Below are 19,942 nucleotides of genomic sequence, written 5' to 3' on the forward strand. Positions count from 1 at the left end.
AATGGCTCCTCACGGCGGGGTACACTTTGTGCCTATTCGATGTCAGGCCGACTCTGGCTTCGCATCTTGGGTGATCCTCCTCAAGCCATAGCAACGGCCATGACTTTTCGGACGATTACCCAAGCTGCCTTGCCAGCCTCGCCCTGAGCATCGAATCCTTGGTGCAATATCCGGGCTAGCCTCTCACCGAGCGGCTGACGGGGGCAGGGTCACGGCATCCTTGGCGCGCGCGACGATCAGCGTGCGGCACGCTTCGTACACCTTCCTTGCCCTCGCCAGTTCCGCGACGCCAACGGAAACATGAGAATAATCCGTCGGGGTGCGGTGTATTCTGCCGCTGTAGATGCGTTTCGATGAATCCCCCTTGCCGGCCTTGCCGGTCTGACTGAACGACTGGTAGTGTCCGGCCAACGGCGGGGACAGTTCGAGCCAGCCGCTGAGGCGCGCCAGCAGCACCTCGGGTGCGGCCTGAAACATTTCGGCATCATAGTAGTAATAGGGAGCCTTTGCACTGCTGCAGAAATCGGCAAGCCATTGCAGCCGCTCGATGTAATAGTCTGTCGCGGCAAGCGGCGAGGCATACAGCTCATCGGTTTGCTTACGGGAAAACAGATCGACGATGCTCTTGATGCTATGTGCCGGCTCCTGCAGCGCGACCAGAATCTTGCAGTCGGCCAGGCCGGCCTGTTCGAGGTCCAGGCGATAGTCGTTGTGCAGCAGCTTGTCGAAGATATAACGGCTGCCCGTCTTCAGAGATTCAGACTCCTGAAGCACCTCGAGCTGCCTTGGGCGCGACATGCCATCCTCATAGCTGACATGCATCTCGAAGTAGCCATTGACGAGGGGGTGCGAGCCAAGAATATGGCCGGCCAGCGAGGTGAGAGCACGCATGTGGCTGAGCAGGAAAATCCGCGTATAGGAATCGGGCATGGCGTGCAGCTTAGCGGAAACAGCTTGGTCTTGTCGCATCAGGCGCAGGCACCGTTCCAGGCTTCCTTGGCGCCAATTATTCCCTGACCATGGTTTCAGGCTAGTTGGGACATACTAGCTAATTCGAAATATCAAACGTACTTGAATGCAGGAAATGCGGTTACCCGTGCCCTATCTCTTATACACCTTACGCCGAAACAGGTCGTTGCGGCGGCTGACCAGGCGGTCGAGGAACAACAGGCCGTCCAGGTGGTCGATCTCGTGTTGCACGGCCCGCGCCTCGAAACCCTCCATGTCGTATTCCAGCTTGTTGCCTTCGGGATCCAAGGCTTCGAGATGGATCCTTTCTGCGCGGATCACGTTGCCGGTGTAATCGGGCACGGACAGGCAGCCCTCGCGGCCGACGGCGTAGCCATCCCACTCGGTGATCTCCGGGTTCACCAGCACCAGGTAGCCATGATTGGCTACGGGGCGTTTCATCCTGGAGACATCGACGATCACGATGCGCTGGAAACGCCCGACCTGAGGAGCGGCGATACCGACCGCACCCGGTCCGGCCAGGCGGGTCTCCTCCAGGTCGGCGATGAAGGCGCGCAGTTCCTCGTCGAAGGACTCGACGGGTTCGGATACCTGCTTGAGGCGCGAATCGGGGTAGGTGAGGATGTCGAGAACGGCCATGTGTTTCCTGGCCTAGCCGATCATGGTGTCGATAGGCTGGATGTCGACATCGATGCCGTCTTCCCTCGTGATCACATCCAGCGCGGAACGCAGCGCCTCGACCCCCTCGCCCGCCTGGCCCTCGATGCTCATGATGTAGACAGGCCTGTCTTCGCTGCCACCGACATCCGACTGCAGGTCGAGGATGTTCAGCCCGGCCTCGGCCAGCGCTCCGGTCACCTGGGCCACGATGCCGGCGCGGTCGGCACCGAACACGGTGATGCGCACGTCGGGAATGAGGTGTTGATGAAGATGCCCCTCGATACGATCGATGTGCAGATGCAGGCCGAGTGACTCGGTGACCGGCTCGACCAGTTCCTGCAAGGCACGTGTGCTGCCATCGTAGTAGACCATCAGCATGATGGTGAAGTTGCCGCCGAGGCGCATCATCGCGGCCTCGCCCAGGTTGGCGCCGCCCTCGTAGAGCGCCGCGGTCAGCCGGGCGACGATACCCGGCCGGTCTTCACCGACCAACGTCAGCATGTACCACTTGGCCATCGGATGCTCCTCATGATTCTTGCCGTTTCATTCCATTCTCGACACAAAGCGTCGCAAACGCAAAATTCCAGCTCCCAGCTTCTGGCTTCTGTCTTCTGGATCAATGCAACGTCGCATGCGCCAGGTAGATCACCAGCACCCCGGCGGCGATCAACGCTACCTGCTGCAGGGTGGCGGCGGCCTGCACCCGCTTGTGCAAGCCGGGGATCAGATCGGCGACGGCAATGTAGATGAAGCTTGCGGCGGCAATGGCCAGCACGTAGGGAAGGGCCTCCTGGGCCTGCTGCATGCTGTAGTAGGCCACCAGGCCGCCGATCACCGTGGTCAGGCTGGAGAGCACGTTGTAGAAAAAGGCACGGCTGCGGGAAAACCCGCTGTGCAACAACACGGCGAAATCGCCGACCTCCTGGGGTATCTCGTGCGCCGCCACTGCCAGGCTGGTGACGATACCCAGATGCACGTCGGTGAGGAAGGCCGCGCCGATCAGCACGCCGTCGACCAGGTTGTGCACCCCATCGCCGATCAGGATCAGGGTGCCGGCCGCCGGCGAATGGCTGTGACTGTCGTGCTCCGGCTGGTGGACCTCGCAGTGCGACTCGTGGCAGTGCCGCCAGAGTACCAGCTTCTCGAGCAGGAAAAAGCCGAGCACGCCGGCCAGCACCGTACCCATGATGACATGCATATCATCGATACCTGGCGCGGCAAGGGCGTGCGGCAGAAGCGCGAGGAAGGCCGCGCCGAGCAACGCACCGATGGCGAAGCTGACGAAATGCGGCAGCAGCCGGAGCCGCATCCTCTCGGGAAAGGCGAGGAACAGTGCAGCAGCCGCCACGCTGAGCACACCACCCAGCAGGCAGAAGAGCAGAATCCAGGTCAGCAACGGCATGGGGCCTCACTCCTCGCGGGAAAGCGCCGGATGATACCGCATCCGCCGTGGCGGGGGCGAGATATCGGCCGCTACGCCGGCCTATCCCGCATATTGCACGAAGGATTCGAGTTTCAGGGCGAATCTGGCCAAGCAGTTTCAATATGCGGGCTATCCCCCACCCGGCCCGGGTTCGAGCCAGATCAGGCTCGCCATGCGACCGGTATCGCCATCGCGGCGGTAGGAGTAGAAGCGGGCCCTGTCCTCGTGGGTGCACCAGTGGCCGCCATACACCGCACGGACGCCGCGCGCCGCCAGCCGCTGCCGGGCCAGGGCATAAAGATCGGCCCGCCAGCCCCCCGCCTCCCTGTGGAAGGCCGTCGCCGCCGCCGGGTCCGCGGCAACGAAGGCGGCGCGCACCTCGTCCCCGACCGCGAAGGCACGCGGGCCGATGGCCGGCCCCAGCCATGCGAGCAGCTCGCTGCCGGGGCGATCCATGGCATCGAGGGCCGCCTCGATCACGCCGCCTGCCAGCCCGCGCCAGCCGGCATGCACCGCCGCCACCCGGCGGCCGGCACGGTCGCAGAGCAACAGCGGCAGACAATCCGCGGTAAGCACGGCGCAGACCACGCCGGGCTGCGCGGTGGTGCTGCCATCGGCCCCGGCCGTGCCGCTCAGCCGGGCCGCATCGACGATGCCGGTGCCGTGCACCTGGCGCAGCCAGACCGGCTCGGCAGGCAACCCCAGTCGCGTCCGCAGGCGCTCGCGGTTGGCGGCCACGGCGGCGGGGTCGTCACCGACGTGATCGGCGAGGTTGAGGCTGTCATAGGGCGGCCGGCTGACGCCACCGGCGCGGGTGGTGGTCAGCGCCCGCACGACGGCCGGCGCCGGCCAGTCCGGGATCAGCCAGTCCGCCGTTTCGTCTTCCCGCATCCGTGATCCTCCTTCACGACCATGTGCCCGGTCTGCCGAACGACGGCGGGCCATGCCCCGCCTACCCGGCCGCGTCCTCCCGCAGGGCCGCGAGCAGGGCCTGGAAATCGGCCGGCGGCGGCGCCTCCCAGGCCATCGTCTCGCCACTTGCCGGATGGTCCAGGACCAGCCGGGTGGCGTGCAGGGCCTGGCGGCGGAAACCGTGCAGGGTCTGGCGCAGGGCCTCGCCCGCCCCGGCCGGCTGGCGCTGGCGTCCGCCATAGACCGGATCACCGACCAGCGGATGCCGCAACCAGGCCATGTGCACCCGGATCTGGTGGGTGCGGCCGGTCTCCAACGATACCCGCAGCAGGCTGTGGGCACGGAAGCGCTCCGCCACCCGGTAGTGGGTGACGGCCGGCTTGCCGCCGTGCCTGAGCACCGCCATGCGCTTGCGGTCGACGGGGTGACGGCCAATGGGCTGCTCGACGCTGCCGCCCGCCGTCATCACGCCCCAGACCACGGCCAGGTATTCGCGGCTCACGCTGCGCGCCTGCAGCTGGGCCACCAGCGAGTGATGGGCCGTGAGGGTGCGCGCCACCACCATCAGCCCGCTTGTGTCCTTGTCCAGGCGGTGCACGATGCCGGCCCGCGGCACGGCGGCCAGGGCCGGGTCATGGTGCAGCAGGGCGTTCTGCAGGGTGCCGTCGGGATTGCCGGCCGCCGGATGCACCACCAGCCCGGCCGGCTTGTCGATCACCAGCAGCTCGGCATCCTCATGGACGATCTGCAGCGGAATGTCCTGGGCCTCGCACCGCCGGTCCTCGGGCAGGCTGGCGGTGATCTCCACCTGCTCGCCGCCGGCCAGCTTGTCGCGCGGCCGGGTCCAGGCCCTGCCGTCGACCTGCACCGCCCCGGCCCGAACCCAGTGCTGGAGGCGACTGCGGGAATAGTCGGGAAACAGCTCGGCCAGGACCTGGTCGAGGCGCCGCCCGGCCGCCTCTGCCGGTACCCGGGCGGACAACTGCATCAGTTCTGCCATAACCCACATACTAAGCCAGCCTGGATATTGCACCAAGGATTTGCCCTGAGAATCGAATCCTTGGTGCTGGCGGCAGGCACCGCAGCGCGCCAATTCGGGTATACTTCCGCTTTCCTTGTCAGACGAAAAAGACGGTCGAACCCCATGCCGCTGCTGCGATTGTTCCTGCTGGGACTGCTCACCCTCAACCTGCTGGCCGGCTGCTCGCTGCTGCCCGACGAGATCGACGAAACCAAGGGCTGGTCGGCGCAGAAGCTGTATGCCAAGGCCAAGGAGAACCTCTCCGAGGGCAACTACGAGCGCGCCATCGAGCTGTACGAGAAGCTGGAGGCCCGCTACCCCTTCGGCAGGTACGCCCAGCAGGCGCTGCTGGAATCGGCCTATGCCTACTACAAGTACGACGAGCCGGACACGGCCATCGCCACCCTCGACCGCTTCATCAAGACCTATCCGCAGCATCCGCATCTGGACTACGCCTACTATCTGAAGGGGCTGGTGAACTTCAACCGCGGCCGGAACCTGATCGACCGCTTCCTGCCGCGCGATCCCTCGGAACGCGATCCGGGCGCCGCCCGCCAGTCGTTCTTCGATTTCCAGACCTTGGTCAAGCGCTTCCCGGCCAGCCCGTACAGCAAGGACGCCACCCAGCGCATGCTGTTCCTGCGCAACAACCTGGCCAGCTACGAGGTGCACGTGGCCGACTACTACATGCGCCGTCATGCCTACGTCGCTGCCATCAACCGCGCCGAGTACGTCATCGAGCACTTTCCCCGCACGCCGGCCGTACCCGATGCCCTGGAGATCCTGATCCGTGCCTACCGGATCCTCGATCTGAACGATCTGGCCGAGGATGCGCTGCGGGTCTACCGTCTCAACTATCCCTAGCCCGCATATTGCACGAAGGCGGCCTTGAAAGCGTAATTTTTCCGGTATTTATCAAGGCAGTGCCCCCTTCTGCGAGCGATTGTGCCCTGTTACGGTTTGTGCCTATTCGAGTTCAGGCCAAATCTGGCGTCGCATTTTGCCCGATCCCCGTTGAACCATAGCGACGGCTATGCTTCGGCGGGCGATCGAACAAACTGCTTGGCCAGATTCGCCCTGAAACTCGAATCCTTCGTGCAATATGCGGGCTAGCACCAAGGCAGGCTCCGTGGGCCGGGGTGGCAGGATGGCGCGGTACCCCTTGCGCCCCGATCGCGGCCTGGGGGCCGCTCCTACGACAACACATATTGTGCCGCCATGCCCCGTAGGAACGGCCTCCAGGCCGCGATCGGGAGGCCACGGCGGGCAATGCCCGGAATCAAGCGAACAGGCACAAAGCCGGGTTAATATCAGCCTGCACGCCGCTCATGCGGGCTGGCTGTAGCCTCTCCAGAACGCAAAACGCCGGGCCCAAGGCCCGGCGTTTTGCATCAGGATCCCGCCGCCTCAGATGGCGTCCGCGTCCTGTTCGCCGGTGCGGATGCGCACCACCTTCTCGACACCGGTAACAAAGATCTTGCCATCGCCGATCTTGCCCGTGCGGGCCGCTTTCATGATGGCCTCGATGCAGCGCTCCACATCCTCCTCCTTGACCACCACCTCCAGCTTGACCTTGGGCAGAAAGTCGACCACGTATTCGGCACCGCGGTACAGCTCGGTATGCCCCTTCTGCCGGCCGAAACCCTTCACCTCGATGGCGGTCATGCCGGCAATGCCGATCTCGGACAGGGCCTCGCGGACATCGTCCAGCTTGAACGGTTTGATGATGGCTTCTACCTTTTTCATTTCTTCCCCCGGCAAGTCGATTCTTTTGGTCGATCAACGATACCGCAAGTCGTGGTTTCAGAAAACCGCGCCACCGGCGCTGCCTCACTCCAACCCCTTGAGCTGTGTCTCCAGGTAACCCGAGGTGATGGGATAGCGCCGGTCGCGGCCGAAGGCACGGCGGGTGATGCGCACCCCGGGCGGCGCCTGGCGGCGCTTGTACTCATTGCGGTCCACCATCCAGGCGACCCGGCGCACCGTCTCCGCATCGAAACCCTCGGCGATGATCTCCTCGATGCTGCGGTCCTGCTCGACGTAGCGTTCCAGAATGGCGTCCAGCAGCGGATAGGGCGGCAGGCTGTCCTGGTCGGTCTGGCCCGGCGCCAGCTCCGCCGAGGGCGGGCGTTCCAGCACCCGGCGGGGGATGATCTCGCGCTCGCGGTTGACGAATTCTGCCAGACGGTAGACCAGCGTCTTGGGCACGTCCTTGATGGGCGCAAAGCCGCCTGCCATGTCGCCATAGAGGGTGGTGTAGCCGACTGCAACCTCGCTCTTGTTGCCGGTGGTGAGCAGGATCCGCCCGGTCTTGTTGGAGATCGCCATCAGGATCACCCCCCGGCAACGCGCCTGGATGTTCTCCTCGGTGACATCGGCCTCATAGCCGGCGAATTCGTCCTTCAGCACTTCGAGGAAGGCCTGGAACGGCCTTTCGATGGGAATCACCCGGTAGGCGACGCCGAGCCGCTCGGCCTCCGCCCGGGCATCCTCGACACTCATCTCCGCGGTGTAACGCGACGGCATCATCACCGCCTCGACCTGCCCGGCGCCGAGGGCATCCACGGCGATGGCCAGGGTGAGCGCCGAGTCGATGCCGCCGGACAGGCCCAGCACCGCGCCCCTGAAGCCGTTCTTGCGCACATAGTCGCGCACGCCCAGCACCAGCACCCGGTAGATCTTCTCCTCCATGGGGGGCCTTTCACAGATCTCGCCGGGCAGGGGACAGATGGCACCGTGGCGGCGCGCGAAATCCACCGGGAACAGCCCTGCCTCCACCAGCGGCAGACGCCGCACCACCTCGCCCTTGCTGTCCATGACGAAAGACTGGCCGTCGAACACCAGCTCGTCCTGCCCGCCGACCAGGTTGAGATAGAGCACCGGCAGGTTGGTTTCCTGCACGCGGTCGCGGACCACATCCTCGCGTTCAGCGCCCTTGCCGGCATGGAAGGGGGAGGCGTTGATGTTGACGATCAGCTCGGCACCGGCCTCGCGCGCCTGGCGCGCCGGCCCCGGTGTCCAGATGTCCTCGCAGATGGTCAGGCCGATGCGCACCCCCGCGATCTCCACCACCCCCGCGCCTTCGCCCGGCACGAAGTAGCGCTTCTCGTCGAACACGCTGTAATTGGGCAGATGCTGCTTGCGCACCGTGGCCAGAATGCGGCCCTCATGGATCACCGAGGCAGCGTTGTAGAGGCCGCCTCGGGCATGCTGCGGATGACCGACGATGACGTGGATCCCCCGGACGTCGCGGCGGATCCGTTCCAGGCCCTCCAGCACATGGACCTGCAGCCCCGGCCGCAGCAGCAGATCCTCCGGCGGATAGCCGGTGAGGGCCAGCTCTGGGAACACCACCAACTGGGCGTCGAATTCATCGCGGGCACGCTCCGCCGCCTCGATCACCCGCCGGGTGTTGCCCGCCACGTCACCGACCAGCAGGTCGATCTGGGCCATGACCACCCGCAGCGAATCACTCATCCGGAAAGGCCTCCATTAAAATGGCCACGGAATCCACGGAAAAAAGGACTGTTGCGACTTCCATTGATGGGCCCGATTCAAGTGGTCGATTGGCGCTATTGAACCACGGAGGACACGGAGGAACACAGGGATTTTCCTCCGTGCCCCTCTGTGCCCTCTGTGGTTCAAGGCCCTCAACGAAGCAGCTCTGCCATCGCCCGCCCCATCTCCGCCGGCGAGCGGACCACGGTCACGCCCGCTGCCTCCAGGGCGGCGATCTTGGCCTCCGCCGTGCCCTGGCCACCGCTGATGATGGCACCGGCGTGGCCCATGCGCTTGCCCTTGGGCGCGGTCACTCCCGCGATGTAGGCGACCACCGGCTTGCTCAGCCGCTCGCGGATGAAGGCGGCCGCATCCTCCTCGGCGCTGCCGCCGATCTCACCGACCAGGATGATGCCCTCGGTCTGTGGATCGGCCTCGAACATGGCCAGACAGTCGATGAAATCCAGCCCGTGGATGGGATCGCCGCCGATACCGACGCAGGTGCTCTGCCCCAGCCCGGCGGTGGTGGTCTGGTGCACGGCCTCGTAGGTCAGGGTGCCGGAACGGGAGACGATGCCGATCCGCCCCGGTTTATGGATCTGGCCCGGCATGATGCCGATCTTGCAGGCACCGGGGGTGATGATGCCGGGGCAGTTGGGGCCAATGAGATGGACGTCCCGCCCGGCCAGCGCCGCCTTCACCTTGAGCATGTCCAGCACCGGGATACCCTCGGTGATGCAGACGATCACCCGGATGCCGGCATCGGCCGCCTCCAGCACCGCATCGGCGGCGAAGGGCGCCGGCACATAGATCATGCTGGCATCGGCACCGGTCGCGGCCACGGCATCGGCCACGGTGTCGAATACCGGCCGGTCGAGATGCCGCTGCCCCCCCTTGCCAGGCGTCACGCCGCCGACCAGGTTGGTACCGTAGGCGATGGCCTGCTCGGAGTGAAAGCTGCCCTGCCTGCCGGTGAAGCCCTGGCAGATGACCCGTGTGTCACTATCGATAAGAATGCTCATCGTCGTCCTTCTTGGTTCGTGTGGCCGCCGCTCCCGCACACAGACCCGCCCGTAGGAGCGGTCGCCAGGCCGCGGTCAGCGCCTCACTCCCTCGCCGCAGCCACCGCCTTCTCCGCCGCATCGGTGAGTCCTGCGGCAGTGATCACATTGAGGCCCGAACCCTCCAGCAGCGCCCGACCCTGCTCGACGTTGGTCCCCTCCAGGCGCACCACCACCGGCACCTCGACACCGACCTCGCGCACCGCCTGGATGACGCCCTCGGCGATCAGGTCGCAGCGCACGATGCCGCCGAAGATGTTGACCAGGATGGCCCGCACCTTGGGATCGGAGAGAATCAGCTTGAAGGCCTCGGCAACCCGCTCGGCGGTGGCACCGCCGCCAACGTCGAGGAAGTTGGCCGGCTCGCCGCCATGCAGCTTGATCAGGTCCATGGTGGCCATGGCCAGCCCGGCGCCATTGACCATGCAGGCGATGTCGCCGTCGAGGGTAACGTAATTCAGGCCATGCTCGCGGGCCAGGCGTTCCTTCGCGTCCTCCTGCTCGGGGTCGCGCAGTTCGGCGAGGGCCTTCTGCCGGTAGAGGGCGTTGTCATCCAGGTTGATCTTGGCGTCCAGCGCCAGCAGGCCGCCATCCGCGGTCACCACCAGGGGATTGATCTCCACCAGACTCAGGTCCTTGTCCTGGAAGAGCCGCGCCAGACCCAGCAGGATACGGGTGAACTGGCCAACCTGCGCGCCCTCCAGCCCCAGGCCGAAGGCCAGCTTGCGGCACTGATAGGGCTGCAGACCGGCGGCCGGATCGGCATGTTCGCAGAGGATGGCCTGCGGGTCGCGGGCGGCGACCTCCTCGATGTCCATGCCGCCGCTGGCCGAGGCCATGACCACCAGCCGTTCGGCTGCGCGGTCGACCAGGGCCCCGACATAGAGTTCGCGCGCCAGGGCCAGCGGCTCCTCGATCAGCAGCGCCTCCACCGGCAGCCCCTCTGGCCCGGTCTGGGGCGTCACCAGCCGGCTGCCCAGCAGGCGGCCGGCCTCGGCCTCCAGCACCTCCAGGCTGTCGACCCGCTTCACCCCGCCACCCTTGCCACGACCACCGGCGTGCACCTGGGCCTTGAGCACCCAACCTTTCCCACCGAGGGTCTCCGCCGCCGCCAGCACCTCGCCGGGGTTGCGCGCCAGCTCGCCGCGCGGCACCGGAATGGCGTACTCGGCAAACAGCCGCTTGGCCTGATATTCGTGGAGGTTCATCTGCGTTGCCGTCCATCCAGCCGGATAAAGGCCGCTATTTTGAAGTAAAGCCCAGAGCGGCGCAAAACCGGCGACTGCACCGAAACACTGCGCCGAACTTGCACAGGGGGCGGGCAACCGGGAAACTAGCCCCATGGGACTCATCCGCCTGCTGCTCCTCGGTCTGCTCGTCTACATCGGTTTCAGCCTCTACAAGCGCTGGCAGGCCCAGCAACGCCGCCGCAATCGCCCAGCCGCCGGCGAGGTGGGGCAGATGGTGCGCTGCGAGACCTGCGGCATCCACCTGCCGCGCGAGGAAGCGCTGTGCAGCGGCGACCACTGCTACTGCTCCGAGGCCCACCGGCAGAGTGCCCAGCAGCGCGACTGAGGCCAGCGTGCTCAGCCCCTCCGCCGAACCCCATCCCCTGCCGGCCATTGCCGAGCAACGCGACGCCCTGAGCTGGAAACCGCTGCGCTTCCTCACCCTCTACCGGCTGTTGCTGGCCACCCTGCTGTTCGTCTCCTACTTCCTGCCCGCCCGGCAGCAGGCGCTGGGCAGCGAGGCACCCTGGCTGTTCGCCATCGTCAGCCTCGCCTACCTGCTGTTCGCCCTGGCCACCGGCTTCACCGCCCGCCGACGCTGGCCGGGCTTCGCCACCCAGGTAGTCATCCAGATCCTGGTCGACATCGTCGCCATCACCCTGCTGATGCATGCCAGCGGCGGCCTGAAGAGTGGCCTCGGCATCCTGCTGGTACTGACCGTGGCCGCTGGCGCGCTGCTGCAGCCGAACCGCATGGCCTTCCTGTTTGCCGCCGTGGCCACCTTCGCGGTGTTCGGCGAACTCGGCTACCAGGCCCTCCGCGGCGAACAGGGGCTGGCCGAGGACGCGACCCGCGCCGGCCTGCTCGGCATCGCCCTGTTCGCCAGCACCGCCCTGGCCTTCTTCCTGGCCCGTCGCATCCGCGAGACCGAGGCGCTGGCGGCGCAGCGCGGCGTCGATCTGGCCAATCTCACCAAGCTCAACGAGTATGTCATCCAGCACCTGCAGGCCGGCATCCTGGTGGTCGACGCCGAGGGGCGCATCCGTCTGATGAACGACGCCGCCCGCCAGCAACTGCAACCCGCGCGGAACCAGCCGGCGGCCTACCTGGCCCAGCTCTCGCCCGCGCTGAACGAGCAGCTTCAGGCCTGGCGGGACGACCCCGGCTTCCAGCCCCGCGCCTTTCGCCCGGAAGGCTCGACCCAGAGCCTGCGGCCACGCTTCACGGCACTGGGCAACACGGCGGGCGCCGCCAGTCTGATCTTCCTGGAAGACACCGTCGCCCTCGCCCAGCAGGCCCAGCAGATGAAGCTGGCCGCCCTCGGCCGGCTCACCGCCAGCATCGCCCACGAGATCCGCAATCCGCTCGGCGCCATCAGCCACGCCGACCAGCTGCTCGGCGAGTCGCCCAACCTGGACAGTGCCGACCGGCGTCTGACCGAGATCATCCGTACCCACGCGCGGCGGGTCAACGACATCATCGAGAACGTCCTGCAGCTCTCGCGCCGGGGCACACCGCACCCCCAGGCCATCGTCCTTGCCGACTGGCTGAACGAATTTGTCGACGACCTCGTTCATTGCGAGAATATCGCCCCGGAGCAGATCGAGGTGGAGGTCGAACCGGTCGAGCTGCAGGTCCGCTTCGACCCGGGGCAGCTGCATCAGGTGGTTGGCAATCTGCTGCACAACGCCCTCCGGCACGGCGCCCGCGACGGCCAGCCCGCCCAGGTCCGGCTGGTCGGCGGCCTGGACGCGCGGCACTGCCCCTTCCTGGATATCATCGACCAGGGACCGGGCATCGCCGCCGAGGACCAGGCACGGCTGTTCGAGCCCTTCTTCACCACCGCCGCCAATGGCACCGGCCTGGGGCTCTACCTCTCGCGTGAACTGTGCGAGAGCAATGGCGCCCAGCTCGGCTATCTGCCAGTGACCGAGGGTGGCAGCCGGTTCAGGATCAACTTCGCCCACGCCACCGGAGCGGCACGGACGGACGCAGAGGACGGCACGGGAGACGCATGACAGGGGACAAGGCAGAAACCGGCGGCCACCGCGCCCTGGTGGTCGACGACGAACCGGACATCCTCGAGCTGCTGGAGATCACCCTCGGCCGGATGTCGATCGAAACCGACACCGCCGCGGACCTGGCCACCGCCCGCGAGCGGCTCGCCGCGCGCCACTACGACCTGTGCCTGACCGACATGCGCCTGCCGGACGGCAGCGGCATCGAACTGGTGGAACACATCCAGCAGCAACACCCGGAACTGCCGGTGGCCGTGATCACCGCCTACGGCAGCATGGAATCCGCGGTCCAGGCGCTCAAGACCGGGGCCTTCGACTTCGTCTCCAAACCCGTCGACCTGCAGGTGCTGCGCAAGCTGGTCGGCACCGCCCTCAAGCTCTCGGACACCAAGGACTTCCCCGGCCGCGACCGGCGCTCGCGCAACGAACTGATTGGCGACTCGCCATTGATGCAGCGCACCCGCTCGCTGATTGCCAAGCTGGCCCGCAGCCAGGCGCCGGTCTACATCAGCGGTGAATCCGGCACCGGCAAGGAACTGGTGGCGCGGCTGATCCACCGCAAGGGACCACGCGCCGAACAGCCCTTCATCGCCGTCAACTGCGGCGCCATCCCCGCGGAGCTGATGGAGAGCGAGTTCTTCGGCCACCGCAAGGGCAGCTTCACCGGCGCGACCAGCGACAAGGCCGGCCTGTTCCAGGCCGCCGATGGCGGCACCCTGTTCCTGGACGAGGTCGCCGAGCTGCCGCTGCACATGCAGGTCAAGCTGCTGCGCGCCATCCAGGAAAAGGCCGTGCGGCCGGTCGGCGCCCAGCACGAGGTGCCCATCGACGTGCGCATCCTTTCCGCCACCCACAAGAACCTCGCCCGGCTGGTCGAGGAAGGCGCCTTCCGCCAGGACCTCTACTACCGGCTGAACGTCATCGAGCTGAAGCTGCCGGCACTGCGCGAACGACCCGAGGACATCCCGCAACTCGCGGATCATCTGCTGCGCAAGCTGTCGCGCGGCCACAGCGACGCCCCCGTGCTCGGCACGGACGCCCTCGATGCACTGCGCAGCTACGGCTTTCCGGGCAACGTGCGCGAACTGGAGAACATCCTGGAACGCGCCCTGACCATGTGCGAGGGGCCGACCATCCAGGCCTTGGACCTGGCCCTGCCCGGCCAGGGCAGCGGTTCCGGGAACGGCAGCTCACCACCCGCCGGCGAGGTGCCGCTGGAGGACTACCTGGAACAGGTCGAACGCCAGGCCATCCTCGACGCCCTGGAAAAGACCCGCAACAACAAGACCGCCGCCGCCCGCCTGCTCGGCATCACCTTCCGCGCCCTGCGCTACCGGCTGAAGAAACTGGGGCTGGACTGAGTGCGGACCGCCCGGCGGCGGATTCATGCAGGAACGGCATCCAGGCCGCGATCCGGCTGCGACGGAAGATCGTGACGAAGTTCACACTTCATCCCTCTGATCCGGCCGGCAACTGACGCTGAACGTCACCCCGGGTGACCCTGATGCGCACATCCGAGTGCTCCCTGACCCTCCGCAACCGCCGTCGGGAGCCGAGGATGGAGAGACGCGGCAAACGCAAGCCTTTATTTAGCATAAAAAATCACTGACAGACCCGACACCGCCGGCCTGGTCGACAAAAAACTGGCACGCCCCCTGCATCTACCCTGCGCAAGACCGGAAGGCATGGCTCACGACAGCCCCTAAAGCTTGGCGGGCCACGGCCGTAAACCAGACCGGTCGAGAGATTCACCACCACCGAACACTCAAGGAGATTCACCATGAAGAACACACAGCAGGGTTTCACTCTCATCGAACTCATGATCGTGGTCGCGATCATCGGCATCCTGGCCGCGATTGCCATCCCGGCTTATCAGGACTACACCGTCCGCTCCCGTGTTACTGAGGGCCTCAGCCTGGCTGCGGCTGCCAAGGCAACGGTTGCTGAAAATGCTGCCGCCGCCAACTCAAACCTGGATGCCGGCTGGACCGCACCCAGCGCCACCAGCAACGTGTCTTCCGTTGCAGTGGATAGCAGCGATGGCACCATTACCATCACCTATACCGCCGCTGCCGGCAATGGCACCATTACCCTGGTTCCGACTGCAGGTGGTGCGGCATTGACTGCAGGCACGCCGCCGACCGATGCAATCGCATGGGACTGCACGGGCGGAACACTTGCTGACAAATATCGTCCCAGCAATTGCCGCTAAACATAGAGCATCTTTCACCAGATGCCGAGAAGGGCACCCAAGGGGTGCCCTTCTCTTTTTCCGGACCAAAGAAAAGAGGCCAAACCATCAAATCAATGGCATCGTGGAATAATTAAAGTTATTGGCGGAAATCGCCGAAAAAGGGTTGAATAGAGATTTTATAATGACGACATGGCTTGAAGATTACGGCATTAATCTCTATTGTTTCCAGATCAAGAATTATCGTTAGTTATCAAGCAATTCTCAAACCCGAAATGGAACCAGAACTCGAGCCATGGTAGCGGCAAACCCTTCCATCCAACTTAGCGGTCTCGCCAAACACCTTGTCATGGATGGTCTGCTTGCCGAGGATGCCGCCCTCAAAGCCTGCGATACTGCCCAAAAAGAGCACAAACATCTGGTCAGCCATCTGGTTGGGGCCCAGATAGTATCCAGCATCGATCTGGCGAAGACAGCCTGCAAGGAATTCGGCATTCCCCTTTTCGACCTGTCCGCGATGGACCTGGAAATGGCACCGGTCAAGCTGGTCGACGAAAAGCTGATCCGCCAGCACCATGCCTTGCCACTGTTCAAGCGCGGCAACCGGCTGTTCGTCGCCGTCTCCGACCCGACCAACCTGACGGCACTGGACGAGATCAAGTTCCACACCGGCATCACCACCGAACCGATCCTGGTCGAGGAAGACAAACTCAGCAAGGCCATCGAGCAGGTCCTCGATGCCGCCGACACCAGCATGTCGGACCTGCTGGACGAGGACCTGGACAACCTGGACATCGTCGAGGAGGACGAGAACGACGACGCCGACCAGGAATCCGGTATCGACGACACCCCGGTGGTCCGCTTCGTCAACAAGATTCTGCTGGACGCCATCAACAAGGGGGCCTCCGACATCCATGTCGAGCCCTACGAGAAGAGCTTCCGCGTCCGCCTGCGCCAGGACGGCGTGCTGCACGAGGTGGCCTCGCCGCCCATCGCCCTGGCGCAGAAGATCGCCGCCCGCCTCAAGGTGATGAGCCGCATGGACATCGCCGAGCGCCGCATCCCCCAGGACGGGCGCATCAAGATGCAGCTCTCCAAGAACCGCGCCATCGACTTCCGCGTCAACACCTGCCCGACCCTGTTCGGGGAGAAGATCGTGCTGCGTATCCTCGACCCTTCCAGTGCCAAGCTGGGCATCGACGCCCTGGGCTACGAGGAGGAGCAGAAGGAGCTCTATCTCAAGAACCTGATGAAGCCCTATGGCATGATCCTGGTGACCGGCCCCACGGGTTCGGGCAAGACGGTTTCGCTGTACACCGGGCTGAACATCCTCAACACCCCGGACCGCAACATCTCCACCTGCGAGGACCCGGTGGAAATCAACCTCTCCGGCATCAACCAGTGCAACATGAACCCCAAGGCGGGCTTTACCTTCGCCGAGGCCCTGCGTGCCTTCCTGCGCCAGGACCCGGACGTCATCATGGTCGGTGAGATCCGCGACCTGGAGACCGCCGAGATCGCCATCAAGGCAGCCCAGACCGGCCACATGGTGATGTCCACCCTGCACACCAACGACGCGCCCCAGACCCTGGCGCGGCTGATGAACATGGGCGTGCCGCCGTACAACATCGCCTCGGCGGTCAACCTGATCATCGCCCAGCGCCTCGCCCGCCGCCTGTGCAACAACTGCAAGCAGGTCGACGAGGTTCCGGAGGCGGCGTTGCTGAAGGAAGGCTTCAGCGAGGAGCAGATCGCCGGCCTCAAGCTGTACAAGGCCAATCCCGACGGATGTGACCAGTGCACGGGCGGTTACAAGGGCCGCGTGGGAATCTATCAGGTGATGGAGATCTCCGAGGAGATGTCCCGTATCATCATGGAGGGCGGCAATGCCATCCAGCTCGCCGACCAGGCGCGCAGGGAGGGCATTCCCGATCTCAGGGAATCCGGGCTGAAGAAGGTCATCCAGGGCATCACCAGCCTGGAGGAAGTCAACCGAGTCACCAAGGACTAAGCGATCATGGCGGAAAAGGCACTGAAACAGGGTTTGTTCGCCTGGGAGGGCACCGACAAGCGCGGCAACCGCGTCAAGGGCGAGAGCCGTGCCGCCAGCCAGGCGATGATCAAGGCCGATCTGCGGCGCCAGGGCATCACCCCCATCAAGGTGCGCAAGAAGTCCGCCCTCGCCTCGGCCTCCAAGAAGAAGAAGATCCTGCCCAAGGACATCGCCATCTTCACCCGCCAGCTCGCCACCATGATGTCCGCCGGCGTGCCCCTGGTGCAGGCCTTCGAGATCATCGGCAAGGGCCACGAGAACCCGGCCATGCAGGATCTGGTGCTGACCATCAAGAACGACGTCGAGGCCGGCAACAACCTGCGCGACGCCCTGGCCAAGCACCCGCTGTATTTCGACGAGCTGGTCTGCAACCTGGTCGAGGCCGGCGAGGCGGCCGGCGTGCTCGACACCCTGCTGGACAAGATCGCCACCTACAAGGAGAAGACCGAGGCGCTGAAGAGCAAGATCAAGAAGGCGCTGTTCTACCCCACTGCGGTCATGGTGGTGGCCTTCATCGTCACCGCCATCCTGCTGATCTTCGTCGTCCCCCAGTTCCAGGACCTGTTCAAAGGCTTCGGCGCCGACCTGCCCGCCTTCACCCAGATGGTCATCGGCCTGTCGGAATTCATGCAGGCCTACTGGTGGGCGATCTTCGGCGCCCTCGGCATCGCCGGCTATGCCTTCGTCCAGGCCAAGAAACGCTCGCGCAAGTTCAACCATGCCCTGGACCGGCTGGTGCTCAAGCTGCCGATCGTCGGCGCGATCATGACCAAGGCCGCCATCGCCCGCTATGCCCGCACCCTGTCGACCATGTTCGCCGCCGGCGTGCCCCTGGTGGAAGCCCTGGAATCGGTATCCGGCGCGACCGGCAACAGCGTCTACATGGAGGGCGTGCTGCGCATGCGCGACAACGTGGCCACCGGCCAGCAGTTGCAACTGGCCATGCAGCAGACCGGCCTGTTCCCCAACATGGTGGTGCAGATGGTCGCCATTGGCGAGGAGTCCGGCTCGCTGGACAGCATGCTGGGCAAGGTCGCCGATTTCTATGAACAGGAGGTGGACGACGCCGTGGACGGCCTGTCCAGCCTGCTGGAACCGCTGATCATGGCCGTGCTCGGCGTGCTGGTCGGCGGCCTGGTCATCGCCATGTACCTGCCCATCTTCAAGATGGGTTCGGTGGTCTGATCCGCGCGCTCAGGCGAATCCCGACCTCCGACAACACATGGATCTCGTCCACCTGCTGCAGACCCAAAGCACCTGGCTGACCGGTGCCACCGCCCTGCTCGGGCTGCTGGTCGGCAGCTTCCTGAACGTGGTTGCCCACCGCCTGCCGCTGATGATGGAACGCGAGTGGAAGGCGCAGTGCCGGGAACTGCTCGGCACAGAAGACGACACGGACGGCGAGGCCCCGCTCGACCTGCTGCGACCCGCCTCCCGCTGCCCGCACTGCGGTCACCGCATCGGTGCCCTGGAAAACATCCCCCTGCTCAGTTATCTCTATCTGCGCGGCCGCTGCAGCGGCTGCGGAACGCGCATCGCCCTGCGCTATCCGCTGGTGGAGCTGGTCAGTGCCCTGCTCTCCGGCCTGCTCGCCTGGCACTTCGGCTGGGGCTGGCCGCTGGCGGCCGCCCTGGTCTTCACCTGGACCCTGATCCCGCTCAGCCTGATCGACTTCGATCACCAACTGCTGCCGGACAGCCTGACCCAGCCGCTGCTCTGGCTGGGTCTGCTGCTCAGCCTGCAAGGCGTCTTCGTCGACGCCCACAGCGCCATCCTCGGTGCCGCCGCCGGCTATCTCAGCCTGTGGGCGGTGTATCATCTGTTCCGGCTGCTCACCGGCAAGGAGGGGATGGGGTATGGCGACTTCAAGCTGCTCGCCGCCTGCGGCGCCTGGATGGGCTGGAAGCTGCTGCCCGTCATCATCCTGCTCTCCTCCGTGGTCGGCGCCGTGGTCGGCATCGGCCTGATCCTGATCCGCGGCCGGGACCGCAACATCCCCATCCCCTTCGGCCCCTACATCGCCGCAGCCGGCTGGCTGGCCCTGCTCTGGGGCCAGGACCTGACCGACGCCTACCTGCGCTTCGCCGGCCTGCGCTGATTCCCCTTTCCGGGGCCGAGCCGTTACCATGCCCCCATGCTGATCATCGGACTCACAGGCGGCATCGGCAGCGGCAAGTCGACCGCGGCGGAGCAATTCGCCAGCCTGGGCATTCCCGTCATCGATGCCGACGAAATCGCTCACCGGCTGGTCGAGCCTGGCAACCCGGCGCTGGACGAGATCGCCGCCACCTTCGGCGACCGGTTCCTCACCGGCGACGGCCGGCTGGACCGCGCCCGGCTGCGGCAGGCAGTCTTCGCCGACCCCGCGCAGCGCCGGCGGCTGGAGGCCATCCTCCACCCGCGCATCCGCCGGGCCATGCTGGAGGCGGCCAGGTCGCTGGATGCGCCCTACTGCCTGTTCGTGATTCCGCTGCTGATCGAGAGCGGCTGGCGTGACCTGGTCGACCGCGTCCTGGTGATCGACTGCCCGGAAACCCTGCAGCGGCAGCGGGTCCGGGAACGCGGTCTGGATGAGGCGCAGATCGACGCCATTCTCGCCGCCCAGGCCAGCCGCGAGCAGCGCCTCGCGGCTGCCGACGACATCATCCGCAACGACGGGGATCTGCAGCAGCTCAAGGAACAGGTCGGGGCGCTGCACCGCAAGTACCTCGAACTGGTTAGCCCGGATATTGCTCCAAGGCGGCCCGCATGATCGGCCTGCAGACTGACATACAAGGCCGGGAGGCTCGCAAATGGCTCCTCACGGCGGGGTATGGTTTGCGCCTATTCGATCTCAGAACGCATCTGGCTGCGCATCCTGGCCGATCCCCCTTGAACCATAGCTACGGCTATGCTTCCGCGGGTGAT

Annotated in this window: 19 protein-coding genes; 9 read left to right on the forward strand and 10 right to left on the reverse strand. The window is 65.5% G+C overall.

Annotation, left to right across the window (positions count from 1 at the left end; translation table 11 throughout):
• Positions 1-183: 183 nt before the first annotated feature.
• From QVG61_RS10465 to rluD, 6 genes are all read right to left on the reverse strand, one after another.
• Positions 184-930 (reverse strand): hypothetical protein, encoded by a 747-nt coding sequence (locus QVG61_RS10465; RefSeq protein ID WP_289930581.1) that lies wholly within the window; start codon positions 928-930, stop codon positions 184-186.
• 171 nt (positions 931-1,101) lie between these two features.
• A complete protein-coding gene (def, locus tag QVG61_RS10470) occupies positions 1,102-1,608 on the reverse strand; it encodes a peptide deformylase (protein WP_289930582.1) in 507 nt (168 codons plus the stop codon).
• A gap of 12 nt (positions 1,609-1,620) precedes the next feature.
• Positions 1,621-2,145 carry an ACT domain-containing protein gene (locus QVG61_RS10475; protein ID WP_289930583.1) on the reverse strand — a complete coding sequence of 175 codons (525 nt, stop codon included), beginning with the start codon at positions 2,143-2,145 and terminating at the stop codon, positions 1,621-1,623.
• Positions 2,146-2,245: 100 nt separating this feature from the next.
• Entirely contained in the window at positions 2,246-3,031 is a 786-nt protein-coding gene (locus tag QVG61_RS10480) for a ZIP family metal transporter (RefSeq protein ID WP_289930585.1), read from the reverse strand.
• Positions 3,032-3,181: 150 nt separating this feature from the next.
• Positions 3,182-3,943: a peptidoglycan editing factor PgeF gene (gene pgeF / locus QVG61_RS10485; protein WP_289930586.1), complete on the reverse strand. Its 762-nt coding sequence runs from the start codon at positions 3,941-3,943 to the stop codon at positions 3,182-3,184.
• A 61-nt stretch (positions 3,944-4,004) separates the two neighbouring features.
• Positions 4,005-4,964: a 23S rRNA pseudouridine(1911/1915/1917) synthase RluD gene (gene rluD, locus QVG61_RS10490; protein WP_289930587.1), complete on the reverse strand. Its 960-nt coding sequence runs from the start codon at positions 4,962-4,964 to the stop codon at positions 4,005-4,007.
• 144 nt (positions 4,965-5,108) lie between these two features.
• Between rluD and QVG61_RS10495 the strand changes: the two genes are divergently transcribed.
• Positions 5,109-5,849, forward strand: a complete 741-nt coding sequence (locus tag QVG61_RS10495) for an outer membrane protein assembly factor BamD (protein WP_289930588.1) — start codon at positions 5,109-5,111, stop codon at positions 5,847-5,849.
• A gap of 543 nt (positions 5,850-6,392) precedes the next feature.
• Here the strand turns inward: QVG61_RS10495 and QVG61_RS10500 are convergent.
• The 4 genes from QVG61_RS10500 to sucC all read right to left on the reverse strand — a co-directional run bounded on the left by QVG61_RS10500 (position 6,393) and on the right by sucC (position 10,752).
• Positions 6,393-6,731: a P-II family nitrogen regulator gene (locus QVG61_RS10500; RefSeq protein WP_289930589.1), complete on the reverse strand. Its 339-nt coding sequence runs from the start codon at positions 6,729-6,731 to the stop codon at positions 6,393-6,395.
• Positions 6,732-6,815: 84 nt separating this feature from the next.
• A complete protein-coding gene (locus QVG61_RS10505) occupies positions 6,816-8,462 on the reverse strand; it encodes an NAD+ synthase (RefSeq protein ID WP_289930590.1) in 1,647 nt (548 codons plus the stop codon).
• A gap of 173 nt (positions 8,463-8,635) precedes the next feature.
• A complete protein-coding gene (gene sucD, locus QVG61_RS10510; protein ID WP_289930591.1) occupies positions 8,636-9,505 on the reverse strand; it encodes a succinate--CoA ligase subunit alpha in 870 nt (289 codons plus the stop codon).
• An 83-nt stretch (positions 9,506-9,588) separates the two neighbouring features.
• A complete protein-coding gene (gene sucC / locus QVG61_RS10515) occupies positions 9,589-10,752 on the reverse strand; it encodes an ADP-forming succinate--CoA ligase subunit beta (RefSeq protein WP_289930592.1) in 1,164 nt (387 codons plus the stop codon).
• A 133-nt stretch (positions 10,753-10,885) separates the two neighbouring features.
• On the opposite strand from sucC, the gene QVG61_RS10520 reads away from it, so the two are divergent.
• The 8 genes from QVG61_RS10520 (at position 10,886) to coaE (ending at position 19,787) form a co-directional block, all read left to right on the forward strand.
• Entirely contained in the window at positions 10,886-11,119 is a 234-nt protein-coding gene (locus tag QVG61_RS10520) for a PP0621 family protein (protein ID WP_289930593.1), read from the forward strand.
• 7 nt (positions 11,120-11,126) lie between these two features.
• Positions 11,127-12,791, forward strand: a complete 1,665-nt coding sequence (locus QVG61_RS10525) for an ATP-binding protein (RefSeq protein ID WP_289930594.1) — start codon at positions 11,127-11,129, stop codon at positions 12,789-12,791.
• Positions 12,788-14,152 carry a sigma-54 dependent transcriptional regulator gene (locus tag QVG61_RS10530; RefSeq protein ID WP_289930595.1) on the forward strand — a complete coding sequence of 455 codons (1,365 nt, stop codon included), beginning with the start codon at positions 12,788-12,790 and terminating at the stop codon, positions 14,150-14,152. The genes QVG61_RS10525 and QVG61_RS10530 overlap by 4 nt, the downstream gene beginning before the upstream one ends.
• A 419-nt stretch (positions 14,153-14,571) precedes the next feature.
• Complete coding sequence (locus tag QVG61_RS10535; protein ID WP_289930596.1) at positions 14,572-15,003, forward strand: pilin; 432 nt, start codon at positions 14,572-14,574, stop codon at positions 15,001-15,003.
• A gap of 274 nt (positions 15,004-15,277) precedes the next feature.
• Positions 15,278-16,993 carry a type IV-A pilus assembly ATPase PilB gene (gene pilB / locus QVG61_RS10540; protein WP_289930597.1) on the forward strand — a complete coding sequence of 572 codons (1,716 nt, stop codon included), beginning with the start codon at positions 15,278-15,280 and terminating at the stop codon, positions 16,991-16,993.
• A gap of 6 nt (positions 16,994-16,999) precedes the next feature.
• Complete coding sequence (locus tag QVG61_RS10545) at positions 17,000-18,220, forward strand: type II secretion system F family protein (RefSeq protein ID WP_289930598.1); 1,221 nt, start codon at positions 17,000-17,002, stop codon at positions 18,218-18,220.
• Between the two features lie 37 nt (positions 18,221-18,257).
• Complete coding sequence (locus QVG61_RS10550) at positions 18,258-19,133, forward strand: A24 family peptidase (protein ID WP_289930599.1); 876 nt, start codon at positions 18,258-18,260, stop codon at positions 19,131-19,133.
• Between the two features lie 36 nt (positions 19,134-19,169).
• Positions 19,170-19,787, forward strand: coding sequence for a dephospho-CoA kinase (coaE, locus tag QVG61_RS10555; RefSeq protein WP_289930600.1), 618 nt, complete (start codon positions 19,170-19,172; stop codon positions 19,785-19,787).
• Positions 19,788-19,942: the final 155 nt, after the last annotated feature.

Source organism: Thiohalobacter sp. IOR34 (genome assembly GCF_030406045.1).
Classification (GTDB): domain Bacteria; phylum Pseudomonadota; class Gammaproteobacteria; order Thiohalobacterales; family Thiohalobacteraceae.